General features: G+C 70.7%; 11 protein-coding genes. 5 read left to right on the top strand and 6 right to left on the bottom strand.

Features of this window, described 5'->3' with window-relative positions; translation table 11 throughout:
* The first annotated feature begins 26 nt into the window (after window positions 1-26).
* Window positions 27-527: a hypothetical protein gene (locus OG905_RS36470; protein WP_328681239.1), complete on the top strand. Its 501-nt coding sequence runs from the start codon at window positions 27-29 to the stop codon at window positions 525-527.
* Window positions 528-949: 422 nt separating this feature from the next.
* Here OG905_RS36470 and OG905_RS36475 read toward each other — a convergent pair whose 3' ends face one another.
* A complete protein-coding gene (locus OG905_RS36475) occupies window positions 950-2929 on the bottom strand; it encodes an N-acetylmuramoyl-L-alanine amidase (RefSeq protein ID WP_328681241.1) in 1980 nt (659 codons plus the stop codon).
* A 354-nt stretch (window positions 2930-3283) separates the two neighbouring features.
* Entirely contained in the window at window positions 3284-4408 is a 1125-nt protein-coding gene (locus tag OG905_RS36480; RefSeq protein WP_328681243.1) for an aminoglycoside phosphotransferase family protein, read from the bottom strand.
* 232 nt (window positions 4409-4640) lie between these two features.
* On the opposite strand from OG905_RS36480, the gene OG905_RS36485 reads away from it, so the two are divergent.
* On the top strand, window positions 4641-6134 hold the full coding sequence (locus OG905_RS36485; RefSeq protein WP_328681245.1) for a DNA-binding protein NsdB: 1494 nt from the start codon (window positions 4641-4643) through the stop codon (window positions 6132-6134).
* A gap of 86 nt (window positions 6135-6220) precedes the next feature.
* Here the strand turns inward: OG905_RS36485 and OG905_RS36490 are convergent, their stop codons facing one another.
* Window positions 6221-7663, bottom strand: a complete 1443-nt coding sequence (locus tag OG905_RS36490; RefSeq protein WP_328681247.1) for a PP2C family protein-serine/threonine phosphatase — start codon at window positions 7661-7663, stop codon at window positions 6221-6223.
* Window positions 7664-7904: 241 nt separating this feature from the next.
* Here OG905_RS36490 and OG905_RS36495 point away from each other — a divergent pair, with 241 nt between their 5' ends.
* Both OG905_RS36495 and ligA read left to right on the top strand, forming a co-directional pair.
* On the top strand, window positions 7905-8276 hold the full coding sequence (locus OG905_RS36495) for a nuclear transport factor 2 family protein (protein ID WP_328681248.1): 372 nt from the start codon (window positions 7905-7907) through the stop codon (window positions 8274-8276).
* A 70-nt stretch (window positions 8277-8346) separates the two neighbouring features.
* Window positions 8347-10461, top strand: coding sequence for an NAD-dependent DNA ligase LigA (gene ligA / locus OG905_RS36500; RefSeq protein WP_443044030.1), 2115 nt, complete (start codon window positions 8347-8349; stop codon window positions 10459-10461).
* A gap of 12 nt (window positions 10462-10473) precedes the next feature.
* Here ligA and OG905_RS36505 read toward each other — a convergent pair whose 3' ends face one another.
* Both OG905_RS36505 and OG905_RS36510 read right to left on the bottom strand, forming a co-directional pair.
* The gene (locus OG905_RS36505) at window positions 10474-11085 is read right to left on the bottom strand and encodes a GNAT family N-acetyltransferase (RefSeq protein ID WP_328681251.1); all 612 of its coding nucleotides are present in this window, start codon (window positions 11083-11085) and stop codon (window positions 10474-10476) included.
* Window positions 11075-13150, bottom strand: a complete 2076-nt coding sequence (locus tag OG905_RS36510; protein ID WP_328681254.1) for a penicillin acylase family protein — start codon at window positions 13148-13150, stop codon at window positions 11075-11077. The genes OG905_RS36505 and OG905_RS36510 overlap by 11 nt, the downstream gene beginning before the upstream one ends.
* An 89-nt stretch (window positions 13151-13239) precedes the next feature.
* Between OG905_RS36510 and OG905_RS36515 the strand changes: the two genes are divergently transcribed.
* Window positions 13240-13965, top strand: a complete 726-nt coding sequence (locus tag OG905_RS36515; RefSeq protein WP_328681256.1) for a siderophore-interacting protein — start codon at window positions 13240-13242, stop codon at window positions 13963-13965.
* A gap of 292 nt (window positions 13966-14257) precedes the next feature.
* On the opposite strand, the gene OG905_RS36520 is transcribed toward OG905_RS36515, so the two are convergent.
* A complete protein-coding gene (locus OG905_RS36520; RefSeq protein WP_328681258.1) occupies window positions 14258-15442 on the bottom strand; it encodes an alpha/beta hydrolase family protein in 1185 nt (394 codons plus the stop codon).
* Window positions 15443-15628: the final 186 nt, after the last annotated feature.

Genomic DNA, 15628 nt, shown 5'->3' on the forward strand with positions numbered 1-15628 from the left:
CCCGCCCGGACACGTACCATGGCGGTATGTCCTTCCTCCGCCGCCGCAGCGCCGCCACCCCCGCGGGCCCGGACTTCGACGTCCTGGCCATGGATCCGGGCGACTGGCCCGGCAATCTCGGCGCCGGTCTGCTGCCCGCCCCCGACGGGACCTGCCAGGGCGTCTTCCTGCGGTACGACCTGTTCGGCGGTCGCGGCCCCGCGATGATCATCGGCAATCTGCCGGAAGGCTCGCCGGCCCGTGAGCTCGACGAGGGACAGATTCCCTTCGAGGTGGCCCAGCTGCTGCTGGCGCTGGAGAACGACGAGCCCGTCGACGTTGTGGGTGTGGAGGACACGCCGGTGATGCAGGGCGACAACCTGCTGATCGTGCGCCGCGTCAAGCTCTCCGAAAGCCGTATCTCCTGCGTGCAGTTCGACCGCAGCGACAATGTCCTCGTCACGATCGCCAGTTGGGACCGGCCGATCACCGACGATCTGTACGCGCTGCTCAAGCCGCTGCCCGCGGAGCTCTTCCAGCAGGGCTGACCCCTTCGTGCCTGCGACCGCACGGCCCGCCGCTCCCTGCTCACGACGGGCCGCGGTCTCACTCTGCGCGTACTCGTTCAGCAGATGCTCGGTCGCCTCGGCGAACCGCACCCGCCACGCCTGCGACATGCTGGGCACGGTCCGGGCCCACAGGTCGGCCAGACCCGCCGTACCTCCTCGACGTGCGCGTTGAGCCGCGCCGGATACGGGACGTAGAAGTCCGGCAGTACGAAGGGCCGTGCCATGTGCGCCAGGGCCTTTCGGTGTGCATCCGCGCACGGGGCGCGGACCGGTCATGGACGGGCCAGCCTTACCCGTCCCCCGTACGGCCCACCCGTCACGACAAGTAGTCCCACAAGCCCATGAAGCGTGGGCGGTGCGCCACCGGACCCCACGAACGGTGGCGCACCGCGGCTCACGTACTACCGCAGCACCAGAGTCACGTCAGCGGCCTTCACGAAGGCCACCCGGTGCCCGAACTGGATCTCGTAGTACGGCTCCTGGCCGCGCACCACCGCGTGTCCGGTGGTGTCGAACGTCGTCGCGTACAGATACTCGCCGGGTGTCCGGTCGCCCACCACATACTTCTGACCGGCAAGAAGCTTGTACGGCAGCGGCGAGATCGCCTGCACGGGGACACCGGCCGGGTACGCCGCCGCCTCCGGGTAGGCACGCCCGTACACCGGGATCTGTGGCGCGCTTGGCTTCGGCGTGAGCAGCACGCCCCGGGCGCCCACCGCCGTCGGCCGTGTGCGCGGGTTGTGGAACCACGCTTTCTGACCCAGGTACCAGATCGCCGTCCAGTCGCCCTCGCGGTCGGCGACCGCGTACTGCTGGCCCGTCGAGGCCCGGGCGCCCGTGTCGTTGACGCCGGTGGTGGAGTCCTCGCCGCCGGGGCGCAGACCGATGTCCTTGACCAGCGGGGCGTCCTCAGCGGGTGCGGTGTGCAGCCGTACCGCTCCCGAGCCGTGCGGCACGCAGGCGTCGGCGGGCTTCACACAGCCCGTGTACACCGGCTGGTTCCGCGCGTAGTCCGGGCGGATCGTCACCACATCGCTGTCTGGTCCCGCGCTCGGCGTGAACGGGCGGCCCAGTAGCCGGAAGTAGTGCGACCAGTCCCAGTACGGGCCCGGATCGGTGTGCATCCCGCGGATCGTCGCGGCCGTCGTGCCCGGCACATTGTCGTGCCCGAGGATGTGCTGGCGGTCCAGCGGGATGCCGTACCTCTTCGCGAGATACCTCACCAGCCGGGCCGACGAGCGGTACATCGCCTCCGTGTACCAGGCGTCCGGCGAGACCAGGAAGCCCTCGTGCTCCAGCCCCACCGACTTGGCGTTGACGTACCAGTTGCCTGCGTGCCAAGCCACGTCCTTGAGGGGCACGTGCTGGGCGATGTGCCCGTCCGAGGAGCGCAGCGTGTACTGCCAGGAGACATACGCCGGGTCCTGGACCAGCTTGAGCGTGGTGTCCCAGGAGCCTTCGGTGTCATGGATGACGATGTACTTCACCGACTGGGACGCGGGCCGGTCCGCCAGATCGTGATTGCCGTAGTCGTTGTCGCCGAACTCCTCGTACGGCGCGGGAATCCACTCGCAGGCCACCGTCCGCGGACACTCCGTCTTCCGCGCGTCCGCCGTCCGCAACCCGAGGAGTGCCGCCTGAGCCGGATCGGTGGCCACAGCCGGGTCGGCCGCGAGCACGACCCGCTGACCGCTGTCCGTGATCCGTGACTCGCCGGTGCGGATCAGGTCGAACACGTCGTTGGCGTACGTCGTCGCGGTCGCGATGTCGTCGGCGCCGGAGAAACGTGCCACGGCGCCGTACCAGTGGGCCGGGTCCTCGCTCAGCGGGCGGCCCAGCTTCTTCTGCGCGTCCGCGAGCAGGGCCGCGCCACCGCTCACATTGGCGGCAGGATTGTCCCGAAGCTGCTCGGCGGAGTACCCCGACAGCTCTGCCGCGCGGTCCAGGGAGCCCCCATCGCCAGACCCCGCTCCCTGATCCGGCCTGATCGACCGGACAGGGCCTAGCCGGGCCGGGAGTTCGGACACCTCCGGAAGCTCCGCCCCGGCGGTCGTCGGCGCCGGTCGGGCGTCGTCGCCACGCGCGTCCTCGCCTCCGTGCGAGTGGTGCGGCGCCTCGGCCAGCGCGGTCCTGGCATCCGTCAGGTGCATCGGCCCGTAGCCGCCCGTGACGCTCGCGGCGCCGCCGTGCGTGTCCCAGCGGGACTGTAGATACGAGACGCCGAGCAGCACGCTCTGCGGCACCCGGTACTTCGCGGCGGCTGCGGCGAAGTCGCTCTGCAGGGTGTGGCCGGCGCGCTGTTCGGCGGTGGCCGAAGGGCCGGCCGAGACCAGTGGCAGCAGCAGGGCGGCGGACGCCACCGCGCCCCCCGCTCTCAGCATGCGCCGGCTAACGCTTCTTCCTCGTACGGGGGCGGATCCTTGCAAGGCGGCCTCCAGGGACGGATGGTGCGCGACGAGCCTGCCGGGTCGGGTTCGTCTACAGGGGTATCGACTCCCGGACGATCCGTCAATCTTGGCTCGCGGTAAGGATTTCGCACGTCAACACGCGTGTCGCCGAGTTTCCAGGGGACGGGGCCCCGGGCCTGCGGTGCGTCAGTGGCGTGGACCAATGTCCGTATGTGGAAGGCATGTTCGGGTGTACCGAATGCTTTCGGGATCGGGCAGCACAGCGCGCTGCGCGCCCAGTGTGTCGGCACTGGACGCGCAGCGCGCTTCCCCCTCTGTGGCGGTCGGTCAGCGAGTGCCGACCGCCGCACGCACGGCCCGACGGGCCATTGCGCAGTCGTCGTGCAGCCGCCGCAGCAGCAGCCGCTGTTCCTCACCGGCCGACAGTCCGCCGGGCGGAACCTGGGCGGCGCCCGCAGGCGGCGCGTCCCGCATCGTCCGCTGCACGGCCGTCTCGTAGGTACGGATCTCCCGGGTCAGCACCATCATCAGATTCACCAGGAACGCGTCCCGCGCGGCCGGTCCCGCCTGCTGTGCCAGCTGACTGATCTGACGGCGCGCCACCGGCGCGTCCCCCAGCACCGACCACAGCGTCGCCAGGTCGTAGCCGGGCAGATACCAGCCGGTGTGCTCCCAGTCGACCAGCACCGGACCCGTGGGCGACAGCAGGATGTTGGAGAGCAGAGCGTCGCCGTGACAGAACTGGCCCATGCCCTGCCGTCCGCCGGCGTGCGCCAGACCGTGCAGCAGTTTCTGCAGGTCCCCGAGGTCGCGGTCGGTGAACAGCCCCAGCTCGTGGTAGCGCGAGATGCGCGCCGCATAGTCGAGCGGGGTGTCGAACATCCCGGCCGGCGGGCGCCAGGAGTTGAGTCGCGCGATCGCGCCGAGGGCGGCCCGTACATCGGCACGGGGCGGAGCCTCGGCCGGATGCCGTGCAAGGGCCGCCGCCCGGCCCGGCATCCGCTCGATCACCAGTGTGCAGTTGTCGGGATCCGCTGCGATGAGCCGCGGAACCCGCACTGGTGGGCGGTGCCGGACGAAGGCGCGATATGCAGCTATTTCGTGGCGGAGCCGCTCGGCCCAGACGGGCGAGTGGTCCAGTAAGCACTTGGCGACCGCCGTCGTCCGTCCGGTGGTGCCGACGATCAGTACGGAACGTCCGCTGCGGCGCAGCACCTGCACCGGATGGAACTCCGGGCAGATCCGGTGCACCGACGCGACAGCCATGCGCAGCTGTGCGCCCTGAGGGCCGGACAAGTCGATTCTCCCGCTGAGGGGTTGGCCGACGGCTCCCGCCGGCCGTCGAGCCCGGCCGGCGTGGGTCGGGTCGAGATACGGCCCGGTGCCGACGGCCGGGACAGCGGTCCGCTGAGGCCGGTGAGGGGCGGACACGGAGGACGATGCTGTGTACATGGGGTGACAGATCCCTTCGTGTGCCGACAAGTTACGTACGCGGCCCCGCCCCGGCAGCCGGGCAACACCCTGGGGAATGCCTCCGGCTGCCGAGCCGAGGTGGCGCGTTCCTACGTCACACCCCGCCGCGGGTGGCACACCATCTGGCGCACCCTGGCGAACCCTGGCGAATAGTCGCCAGCCCTATGACAGAGGGTTAGTGTCAACTCAGCCGAGAACCTGGGGGCTTGACGTGACCGGAGAACCCAACACCCGCCTCTGCGACCTGTTCGGCCTGGCCGGCTGGTCCAAGGGCGAACTCGCGAGACTCGTGAACCGGCAGGCGGCGGCCATGGGCCACCCCCAGCTGGCGACCGACACCTCACGGGTGCGGCGTTGGATCGACATGGGGGAGACCCCGCGCGATCCCGTGCCACGAGTGCTGGCAGCTCTGTTCACCGAGCGACTCGGTCGTGTCGTGACCATCGAGGACCTCGGGTTCGTACGAGTCGGGCGAGCGGGTAGACGGCGGACCGTCCAGGGAGCAGGCAACCCTGACGGCCTTCCGTGGGCGCCCGAACGGACGGCGGCGGTCCTCACCGAATTCACGGGAATGGACCTCATGCTCAACCGACGCGGCTTGGTGGGTGCGGGCGCCGCGCTCGCCGCAGGCTCAGCACTCAGCAGCGCCATGCACGACTGGCTGCACACCGACCCCGCACTCGTCCAGGACGCTCCCCGTACCGACCATCCCCTGCACGCCGACCCCGCTGGGTTCGACCGCTATGAGGCCGCCCCCATCGGGTCGCAGGAGATCGAGGCACTGGAGCGTTCCGTCGAAGTGTTCCGCGCCTGGGACGCCGCCCGCGGCGGCGGGCTCCAGCGCAAGGCAGTAGTGGGGCAGCTCAACGAAGTGGGCGGCATGCTCGCCTACCGCCACCCCGACCATCTCCAGCGGCGCCTGTGGGGCGTCGCCGCCAACCTCGCCGTACTCGCCGGCTGGATGTCCCACGACGTCGGCCTCGAACCCACCGCCCAGAAGTACTTCGTCATCGCCGCCCACGCGGCACGCGAGGGCGGGGACCGCCCGCGCGCCGGCGAAGCGCTCTCCAGGGCTGCCCGGCAGATGGTCCATCTGGGCCGTCCCGACGATGCCCTGGACCTGATGAAGCTCGCCAAGTCCGGCTCGGGCGAACAGGTCCTGCCGCGCACCCAGGCGATGCTGCACACCATCGAGGCCTGGGCACAGGCGTCCATGGGCCGCGGCCAGGCCATGCGCCGCACGCTCGGTGAGGCGGAGGATCTCTTCGTCTCCGACAAGAGTGATGTGCCGCCGCCCAGTTGGATGCAGATGTTCGACGAGGCGGATCTGCACGGCATGCAGGCACTGGCGTACCGCACCCTCGCCGAACACGACCCGTCCGCCGCGGCCACCGCGCAGAACCACGCCAAAATGGCGCTGGAGCTGCGCGAGGGCGGCCGTCAGCGCTCGAAGATCTTCGACTACATCTCACTGGCCTCGGCGTGCTTCATCGCCGACGACCCCGAACAGGCCGACCGCTACGCAAGGCTGGCACTCGTCTCGATGGGGGAGACCTCCTCGCACCGGACGTGGGACAGGCTGCGGGAGATGTACCGGCTGACCGGACACTACTCCGGCTATCCGAGGATCCAGGATCTGCGCGAGGAGATCCAGCTGGCCCTGCCCAACAGCCCCTCGAAGAAGTCGAGGAGCGCGGAAATCTAGTCAAGTCCAGCGCGGTTCGCGCCCCAGGACCCGACCCCACTACTGACCTCTACTGACCCACTTGCGGGCCTGCATACGCGGGTCTCCTACGCGCCGATCCTCGCGACCATCACGCAGGCGTCGTGCTCACGGCCGTCCTCACCGAATGTCTCGACGACCGTCCGTACGCACTCCTGAGCGTCGCGCGCCTCGGCGAACCGCGGTGCCAGCGCGAGCAGCCGGTCCGTGTCGCCCTCCTCGGCAGCGTTCCTGCGCGTCAGGCCGTCGGTGTGCAGGATGAGCAGATCGCCGGGGAGCAGCCGCACTTCGGCCTGCTCGTACTCGGCGCCGGACGTCGCACCGAGCAGCACCCCGTCGGGCGGCGTCAGGGCGCGCCCCGTCCCGTTGCGGAACAGCAGCGGGGCGGGGTGCCCCGCCTGCGCCCAGGACAGGGTCCGGCTCACCGGGTTGTAGCGGCAGCACACCGCACTGCCCAGGGCGGGCTGCACCGAGGTCTCCAGAAGCTGGTTGAGATGCGCCATGAGCGGTCCGGGCCTGATCCCCGCAACGGCCATTCCGCGCAGGGCGCCCAGCAGCATCGCCATCGCCGATGTCGCGGTCACGCCGTGGCCGGTCAGGTCGCCGACGCTCAACAGCGACTCACCGCAGGGCAGTTGGAGCGCGTCGTACCAGTCTCCGCCGATCAACGCGCTGTTGGCGGACGGCAGATAGTGCGCTGCGACATCCAGTGCGGTCGGCCCGTCGCCGCCGAGCGGGAACTGTAAGGATCCCCGCCAGGGCGGAAGTACGGCCTCCTGGAGCTCGACCGCGAGCCGGTGCTCCGTCTGTGCGAAGTGCTGCCGGCGCTGAAGGGAATCGCGGGTCTCGCGGACCGCGCGCTGGCTGCGGCGCAATTCGCTGACGTCCCGCAGCACCGCCCACATGGCGGCGGTCGATCCGTCGGAGTCGAGTACGGGCTCGCCCATCATGTGGACGGTGCGGACCCGGCCGTCGGTGCGCACCATACGGAACTCGCCGTCGATGGGCCGGCCGTCCACCAGACAGTCCGTCACCAGCGCGGTGAGCAGGCCCTGGTCCTCCGCGAAGACGATGGAGGGCAGCTCGTCCAGAGACATGGGGCCGCTCTGCGGGGAGCGTCCGAGGATCTGGTACAGCTCGTCGGACCAGCTCACCTCGTCCGTGAGGAGATTCCATTCTGCGCTGCCGACCCGGCTCAGGAGCGATCCGGTGCTCCGGGCGTTGTCCGCCTCGTACTCGGCGAGCTCGTCCTCGAAGGCGTCGAGCGGCTCCTGCGGCAGGCCTTCCTTGAGCTGTCCCAGGTGCGCGCCGAGATCGTCGAGATGATGAACGGCCAGGTCACACAGTGCACGCTGCCAGCGACCCTGCGGGTCGTCCTCGTCCGTCGCGGCGTCCCGGCGGACGGCGTCCACGTCGCCGCGCAGCCGGCGCGTCCGAGTGATCAGCGCGTCGACGGTGCCGCGCTCGGGCGGCTGCGGGGCGGGACGGTCCGCGAACACATGGGACGGCATGTCGTACTCCGATACAGGCGCGGCCACAGCCAGGTCTCAACAAATGGACCGGTTACGACTGTTGCACAGGGAGCGATGGCCCGTAAGGGATTTGGCAACACTCGATACGGTGGTGCCTTTGCCATATGCCAATGGCCGCCCGGGTGGGTCGGCGACGGCGTCGTACGCCTTCGAGGTGACACTGCCCGCCGTGCCCCGCTTTGCGCTTGACGGACACCGCTGACGGGACAAGGCTCGCGCCATGTATGACGAGGCGGAACAATCGGTCGACGCGGCGGTCGAGGGGGAACTGCATCTGCTCGATCCGGTGGTGCGAGCCTCGCCGGAGGAGGTCCTGGAGCTGCTCGATCCGGAGTTCTTCGAGTTCGGGGCATCGGGGCAGCGCTGGGACCGCACGACGATTCTGCGCGCGACGACACCGGTTCCGGGCGAGCCGGTGAAGCCCGTCGCCGTCAGCGACCTGCATGGCACGCTGCTGGCTCCCGGGCTCGTTCAGGTGACGTACGTGTCCGACGAGAGCGGTCGCCGGGCCCGCCGCAGCTCCCTGTGGCGCAGGAACTCCGAGGGCTGGCGGCTGTACTTTCATCAGGGGACGCCGATCGGCTCGGAGTAGGCGGCCGAGGTGAGTAGGCGGCCGGGCGCGGGAGCGCGGGCCGGGGCCGTTGTCAGTGGTGGGCGGCAGTATGAGAGCCATGACGACTTCAACTCCCGCGCATGCCGTTGCCGCGACTCTCGAAGACTCCGCTGCCTACGCCGAGGCGGTCGAGACCGCGACGAAGGCCGCCGCCGCGTACTACGCGACGGGCGAGAGCACCCTCGACGACGATGCGTACGACCGTCTGGTGCGCGGCATCGCCGCCTACGAGCAGGCGCATCCGTACGAGACGGCGGACCGGTCGCCGACCGGGAAGGTGGCCGGAGGCGCGGCCGTGGGGGATGTGCCGCACACGGTGCCGATGCTGTCCCTGGACAATGTCTTCTCCGCCGAGCAGCTGCAGTCGTGGGCCGCCTCGCTGGAGCGCCGGATCGGCCGGCCGGTCGAGCAGTGGAGTGTCGAGCCCAAGCTGGACGGCCTGGCGATAGCCGCTCGCTACGAGCACGGGCGGCTCGTCCGGCTCATCACCCGGGGTGACGGCAGCGCGGGCGAGGACGTCTCGCATGCGATCGGCACCATCACCGGCCTGCCGGACCGGCTGGCAGAGCCGGTCACCCTGGAGGTGCGCGGCGAAGTGCTCATGACCAACGAGCAGTTCGAGCAGGCCAACACGGCGCGCACCGAGCACGGCGGAGCCCCCTTCGCCAACCCGCGCAACGGCGCGGCGGGCACGCTGCGCGCCAAGGACCGCGAGTACCGGGTCGAGATGACGTTCTTCGGCTACGGCGCGCTGTCGCTCGCCGACTCCGACGACGGCCTCGCCGAGCAGTTGGGGGAGTGGCCGCACAGCGCTCTCATGACGTATGCCGCAGGCCTCGGTGTGCACACCGCCGAGACCACCGCCGTCGCGCCTCGCACCCTGAGCACCGTCGAGGAGATTCAGGCGCGCGTCGGTGAGATAGGTGCACTGCGCCCTCAGTTGCCGTTCGGTATTGACGGCATCGTCATCAAGGCCGACCTTGCCGCCGACCAGGCCGCGGCGGGTTCCGGTTCGCGTGCTCCGAGATGGGCCATCGCGTACAAGCTGCCCGCCGTGGAGAAGGTGACCACCCTGCTCGGTGTGGAGTGGAATGTCGGTCGCACCGGCATCATCGCGCCCCGCGCCGTCCTGGAGCCGGTGGAGATCGACGGATCGACCGTCACCTATGCCACCCTCCACAACCCCGCCGACATCACCCGCCGCGATCTGCGCATCGGTGACCGCGTGATGGTCTACAAGGCGGGCGACATCATCCCTCGTATCGAGGCGCCGGTCGCCCATCTGCGTACGGGGGACGAGCAGCCGATCGATTTCCCCGAGGCGTGCCCGCAGTGCGGCTCGGAGATCGACACCTCCGAGCAGCGCTGGCGGTGTGTGCGAGGACGTGACTGCCGGCTGGTGGCCTCCGTCTCGTACGCCGCGGGGCACGACCAGCTCGACATCGAGGGCCTCGGTACGACGCGCGTCGTCCAGCTCGTCGAGGCGGGCCTGGTCAGCGACTTCGCCGGTCTGTTCTCGCTCACCAGGGAGCAACTGCTCGGTCTGGAGAGGATGGGGGAGACCAGCACCGAAAATCTCCTGGCCGCCATCGGGGCGGCGAAGGAGAGGCCGCTGTCCCGGGTCTTCTGCGCGCTCGGCGTCCGCGGCACCGGCCGATCGATGTCGCGCCGCATCGCGCGCCACTTCGCCACGATGGAGCACATACGAGCCGCCGATGCCGAGGCCCTGCAGCGGGTCGACGGCATCGGCGTGGAGAAGGCCACGATGGTGGTGGCCGAACTCGCCGAGCTGGGACCGCTCATCGACCGGCTGGCCGCGGCGGGCGTCAATATGACCGAGCCCGGTGCGACCCCGCCGGTCGAGGCCGAGGAGGACGGGGACGAGTCGGCCGCCGCGGACGCGGGCCCGCTGGCAGGGATGACCGTCGTGGTCACGGGCGCGATGACGGGCGTCCTGGAGAAGCTCTCCCGCAACCAGATGAACGAACTCGTCGAGCGGGCCGGCGGCAAGTCCTCCTCCAGCGTCTCCAAGCGCACTTCACTGCTTGTCGCCGGTGAAAACGCGGGGTCCAAGCGGGAGAAGGCCGAGCAGCTGGGCACCCGGGTCGTCGGCCCGGACGAGTTCGCCGAGTTGGTTGCCGACTTCCTCGACCGGACCGGCTGACGGCCCGGACGCTCAGCGGCGGGGCGCCATCGCGTCGCGGCTGAGAAAGGCCAGCCGGGCCCGCTTCTCCGGCTTGTCGATCTCGGGTCCGAGCACGAAACCGGCCCGCACCATACGCTCGATGGCCTTCGTGTTGCGGGCGTCCGGCTCGACGACGATCCGCCGGTGTGCCGGGTCGGCGAGTACGTAGGCGATGAACGCGCCAAGCAGCTTGCCGGTGAAGCCTCGCTGGGGGACGCCGTTCGCGGGGCCGATCAGGAGGTGGACGCCGAAGTCGCCGGGCCGCACGTCGTAGCACTCGCCGACGGGGTCGGCGTCCGGTTCGTACGTCTGGAAGAGCGCGACCGGCTCACCGTCCCGCTCCACGAGAAAGGCATGGTGGGTGGTGAGCGAGTCCAGGTATTCGTATACCTCCAGCACCTGCTCGCGGCTGTGGTCGGTCATCCCCCAGTAGCGGGCGCGTTCCTCGGTGACCCAGCCGTGGATCAGACGGGCGTCGGCGGCGGGATCCACCGGGACGACGCGTACGGTTCCGAAGCCGTCGACGACCTGCTCGAACACGGCTTCGCGGGGCCGGGCGCCGTCCTGGCGGGCGGGGGACTGCGCGGTGGATTCAGACGTCATGGCTCTCCTCGGTGAGTCGGTTCCAGTCGGTGACGACGGGGGCGAGTTCGCCGCGCAGCCACAGCGGCAGCTGGTCGCGGTGATGGGTGTCGCCGGGTATCCCGGACGCGCCGAAGGGGACCACCCAGAGGCTGTCGTCGCGGCGCCCCAGGTCCCACACATAGCGCGCAGCCGGTCCTCGCACGCTGTGGTCGGTGATGCCCGGTACGCTCGACGTGGACAGCACGCAGTCATGGTCGCCGGACAGCCCCGGCCACACCTCGGGCTCGGCGCCCGCCTCCGCGTCGGGCAGTGCCTGCCATGGTGCGAGCCGGTGCCGCTCACCCCAGGGCGTGGGCGTACGGACCGTGCCCGCGACCTCCTCCAGTGCGGCGCGTACGACATTCGCGCGGTTCAGGCCGGGCAGTGCAGCGGTCGTCAGCAGCCCCTCCAGTGCGAAGGCGACGCGGGGGACGAGCGCCAGCCAGGGCCGGAACAGCTCGGGATACGGCGCGGACTCGACCCGTGCGGCGAGTTCCCCCAGTGCCGGATGCTCCGCGATGCGCCGTACCACCGCGGACCGCACCTCCGCATAGGTGGTCGCGTCCACGCTGTCCGCGTCCATCCGGAGGTCCCAGCCCAGCAGTTGGTCCCGTAGCACCGCGGCGTCCGCGCTCAGCCCGCCGAGCGTGGCGATCAGCTCCAACAGGGGCTTGGCGGAGGCGAGTCGAGTGTCCATGTGGACGGTGGCGATGCCCTTGGCGGTCCAGGTGTGAGACTCCTCGAGCAGGGCCCGTATGCGTTCGGCCCGGTGCGGTGGCGCGAACTCGACACCGAGCGACCCGGCCAGACCTCGCTGGTTCGCCATCACCGCGACGCCTTCCACGGTCTCGCGGGGCGGCGGTTCGCTCCGGCCGCGCCATGTGTGCGCGGCCTTCCAGGCGGGCACGACACGCAGCCGGTTGTCCGGGTGCCGCAGGGGCACCTCGCCGGCGACTCGGTGCAGCAGTCCGCCCGCGGTGTCCGCCGCCTGGACGATATTGACGGGCTCCGACCAGTGGTCGAAGGCCCGGTCCACATCGGCGACCGTCCGCGCGCGCAGCAGCGCGGGAAGCGCGCCGAAGCCGAGGTCCCCGCTCACCCGAGGGGGAACGCGCAGGCTGATCGCCACATCCTCGTCGGGGCCGCCGATCACGACCGGCCCGCGCGCGGTCTCGATCACCTCGACCTCGACCGGGTCACCGCCCGCCACGTCGACGGTCTCCCGGTGCGCGGAAGCAGGACACCAGCCGTCGGGGCCGAGCGCCTCCACGTCCGCGCCACGTCTTCGCAGCCGCTCCCGGTAGAGGTCCTGGTAGTCGGCCATGGCATTGGTGATCGCCCAGGCCACGCTCCCGGTGTGCCCGAAGTGCGCGACTCCGGGGACGCCGGGCACGGCAAGACCCACCACGTCGAACTCCGGGCAGGCCAGATGGATCTGCTGATAGAGCCCCGGGTCCTCGATGAACCGGTGCGGGTCGCCCGCGATCAACGGCGCCCCGCCGGCCGTGCGCTCGCCGGTGACGAGCCAGCCGTTGCTCCCCGATGTGCCGTTCCCGTCGGTGGCGAACAGCTCGATCGCCTCGTCGCCGAGGGCGCGGGCGACCTCCTCGCGCCACAGCTTGGTGGGGAAGCCCGCGAAGAGAATGTGGGTGGTGAGCCAGATCCCCAGCGGCGTCCAGGGGCGCCAGTGTCCGGGGGCCAGTCCTGCGGCCGCGAACTGGGGAGCCCGGCGAGCGCCCTCGTCGAGACCGGCATTGACCCCGTCCACGTACCGCGTGATCCACGAGGCGGTGTCCCCGTCGAGGCTGCCGAAGCAGCGCCGGGCGGTGTCGTCGAGCCGCGCCCGGCGGGCGAAGCTGTCCCAGCCGACGGCGTCCCGGCCCAGGAACGCGGCGGTGGTTCCCTGTGACCGGTGCCGCTCGACCTCGATCTGCCAGGCCCGGTCCAGCGCGACATTGCGCCCCTGGGCGAAGGCGAGTTCGCTCGCGCTGTCCGCCCGCAGATGCGGGATTCCCCAGGCGTCCCGGTAGATCCTTGTGCTCACTCTGTTTCCCCGACTCTTTAGGTTAGGCTGGCCTAACCTAAAGCACGGTTGTTCGGGTGACAATCCCGGGCCCAGGGGAGGAGACCGCTGTGGGGCATGGCTGGGAGGGCGTCGTCCTCAAACTGATGCGCGGCAAGGACTTCGAGTTCACCGTGACCGGCGCCGAGGAGGTCACCGACCACTTCCGCAGGGTGAACTTCACCGACGGCGGCATGCTCGCGCTGAGCGGCGTACACCCCACCATGTGGGTCCGTATCTGGTTCGACGACGGCGGCAAGCCGCATCAGCGCGCTTACACCCTGGTCGACGCGGACCCGGCCGCGGGGACCTTCAGCCTGGAGTTCGCACTCCACGACGGCTGCGCCAGCGACTGGGCGCGCAAGGCTCAGCCCGGTGACACGATCGAGGCCACCCTCCAGGGCACCGGATTCACCGCCCCCGACCCGCTGCCGGCCCGGCTCTTCGTCATCGGCGACCCCGCCTCGCTCCCCGCGATCAACTCCCTGCTCGACGCGCTGCCGCGAGTACCGGCGACGATCTGGTTCGAGACGACGCACGATTCGGACAAGGACCTGCCGCTGCGCCTGGACCCGGCGCACCACGAGCTCCACCGGGTCCCGCGCCGAGACGCGGGCGCCCACCTCGTCGACGAGGTGAAGGCAGCACTACCCGGATTGCTCGACGACACGGCGGGCGCGTACGTATGGATCGCCTGCGACACCGCGACGACCCGGGCGCTGACCACCCACGTACGCAAGGACCTTGGGCTGCCCAAGGACCGCGTCAACGCCCTGGGGTACTGGCGCGCGGCGTGAGGGGGTGACCACCGCCGATCCGCTGCTGCGCGCCCGCGCGGCCACCCATGATGTGGGCAGACCCTGTACGTCGCCGAACTCGGCGGCTCGGGCTCGGACCACGAGAAGGCAGGCCGTCAACTCCTGCTCGACCACGGGGTCGACGGCCGGCTGGCCGCGGTGAGCGGTCGGCCGGTCTGGGAGGAGTTCATGGAACTCGACGAGATCCTGGCGCGCATCGGCGAAGGCGCCGACGCGCGCCTGACCTTCCAGGCGTCGTACCCCGTCCACGGCTGAGTCCCCCCGCAGCAGATCAGGGGTTGTGCAGCTTCACTTCCGGGTTCTGCGGCGAAGGCCCGTCGAGCAGCGGCTGGCGGATGCCCCGAAGATGCAGGTCGTAGAAGGCGCCCACATAGCCGAGGGTGATCTCGCCCGCGCGCTGCCCCGGCAGCGGCTCCGCCGGATCGCTGAGCCCCAACTGCGCGCCGAGCACCGGCAGATCGGTGAAGGCGAAGTGGCCGGAACCGGCGACCGTCACCCAGCGCTTCCAGCCGTCGAGACGGCGCCAGGCCCGGTCCCAGGTGGGGTCGCTGCTGCCGCCCGGGCTGTGACCCGCCTCCGTGCCGAGCAGCATGAAGGGACGTCCGCCCAGCCCGGCCGCGGTGGGCGCGCCGGCGAAGCCGCCGTCCATGTTCACCCCGGCGCGGATCCGCCGGTCGAGGGCCATCGTCGAGGCGGTGCTCGCGCCCCCGATGGAGTGCCCGCCCATCCCGATCCGCTTCGGGTCGATCAGGCGTGCATACCGCCAGGCCGGGTGACGTCCCGTCAATCTGTCCAGTACGAAGGAGAGATCCTTGGCCCGTCCGTCGGCGATGGCTTCGTGATCGGCCTCGTCATGGGCGAGTTCACATGCCGTGCAGGGCAGGGTCCGGCCGCCGGGGAAGGACACTCCCACCGCTTCGTAGGCATGATCGACGGTGGCGACGACATAGCCGCGGCTGGTCAGCTCCTCCGCGAGGGCGCTGATCGTCGTGCGCGGAGCGGTGAAGCCGGGAGAGAGGACCACCAGCGGGAAGCGGCCGTGCGCGGGCCGCGCGCCGTTGGCCGAGTGGGTGCGGGTGCCGCTGAGAACCTCGGCGGGGACGAGCTTGTCGAGGTCCTGGTACTCCAGCAGGAGCCGGGCCGACTCCGTGGTCATGTACGGGGCTTGCGTGCCGGTACCCGGCCGCGCCGGGTAGTACATCGACACCATCAGCTCACGGGCGCCCGCCTCGGGCACCCAGTGGTCGGTGCGGGACGTGTCGACGAGGTGCAGGGTTTCGCGTCCTACGGCGTACGGCCCGGTCGGGCGCGGCAGGGTGAGCCGAACCCCCTTGGCGTCCGAGGACGCGGGCGCGGGGGCGGCGGCACCGTGCTGCGGAGCGGCTAACGCCGTCCCGGTGCCGGCCAGTGAGAGCACCAGAGCGCCGGCGACGGCGGCATGACGGACTCGGGGCATTGAGGAGGTCCCTTCTCCCGTTGGCCGCGCATGGGGCGACGGCCTTATGAAGGGGGAGCCTAGGAAGCGCGTGAGGGCGCGGCGTCACTCCACGGGGCCAACTCGCGCTACCGCTCACGGTGGACAAGCGCCCGGAAATGTCCCCCGTCAGGCGGGGGCAACATATGCAGGCCTGCCGCTGTCGGT

Origin of the sequence: Streptomyces sp. NBC_00322 (assembly GCF_036147535.1) — a bacterium.
Classification (GTDB): Bacteria; Actinomycetota; Actinomycetes; order Streptomycetales; family Streptomycetaceae; genus Streptomyces.

Coding starts and splice junctions, on each gene's coding strand:
- OG905_RS36490 (WP_328681247.1), bottom strand. CDS start 7,663: ATGCCGTCCCATGTGTTCGCGGACCGTCCCGCCCCGCAGCCGCCCGAG.
- OG905_RS36505 (WP_328681251.1), bottom strand. CDS start 11,085: ATGACGTCTGAATCCACCGCGCAGTCCCCCGCCCGCCAGGACGGCGCC.
- OG905_RS36480 (WP_328681243.1), bottom strand. CDS start 4,408: ATGTACACAGCATCGTCCTCCGTGTCCGCCCCTCACCGGCCTCAGCGG.
- OG905_RS36520 (WP_328681258.1), bottom strand. CDS start 15,442: ATGCCCCGAGTCCGTCATGCCGCCGTCGCCGGCGCTCTGGTGCTCTCA.
- OG905_RS36475 (WP_328681241.1), bottom strand. CDS start 2,929: ATGCTGAGAGCGGGGGGCGCGGTGGCGTCCGCCGCCCTGCTGCTGCCA.
- ligA (WP_443044030.1), top strand. CDS start 8,347: ATGAGAGCCATGACGACTTCAACTCCCGCGCATGCCGTTGCCGCGACT.
- OG905_RS36470 (WP_328681239.1), top strand. CDS start 27: ATGTCCTTCCTCCGCCGCCGCAGCGCCGCCACCCCCGCGGGCCCGGAC.
- OG905_RS36495 (WP_328681248.1), top strand. CDS start 7,905: ATGTATGACGAGGCGGAACAATCGGTCGACGCGGCGGTCGAGGGGGAA.